At 37.9% G+C, this 573-nt stretch carries 1 protein-coding gene; it reads right to left on the reverse strand.

Annotated features, from left to right (window positions below):
* The coding region (locus ACP5SL_RS05880) for a winged helix-turn-helix transcriptional regulator (protein WP_428228340.1) at positions 1–396 on the reverse strand (396 nt) is incomplete at its 3' end.
* Positions 397–573: the final 177 nt, after the last annotated feature.

Below are 573 nucleotides of genomic sequence, written 5' to 3' on the forward strand. Positions count from 1 at the left end.
GTGCCACTTTCTTGGCTCGCTCATGGCAAAACCAGCCTCCTTGAGCACTTCGTTGATTCTGTCATTGTCAATGTGTAATCCTTCCTCACGCAGTATTCTGCCGATGTAGCTTGCGTTAATTCTGTATTTTCTGTATAGATCAATGATTTCATTCTTAATTTCCTCAGGAACAGGCTTTTCATGCCTTCCAGCTTTTTTCTGAACGTGTATAACGCCTGTCCTTTTGTACTCTCTGTATAACTGCTGAACTCTGCTGATCGATATGCCCTGTACATCGGCTATCTGCTTATTGGTTAGCCTGCCATTAACTTTTGCTTTTATTATCCATTCTATCTGTTCTTTGCTAAGTTTGCTCATCCTGTATCTCTTAACTATGCTTATCCAAAAATCGCTCAAATAATGTTTATTTTTTAAGTATCTAAGGGCATGTAATAATTTCGGGATAAGAGAGTATCAGAATGAATGCTAAAAAAATATAAGAAAGGGTTGAGAATTAATGAGCATGAATTTCGATTATGACTCTGCGACAAAGGTCATAGATAATGCGATAATCAAGCTAAAGCTGTATGAGCC

The sequence above is a fragment of the Fervidicoccus sp. genome (assembly GCF_049967375.1).
Lineage (GTDB): Archaea > Thermoproteota > Thermoprotei_A > Sulfolobales > Fervidicoccaceae > Fervidicoccus > Fervidicoccus fontis.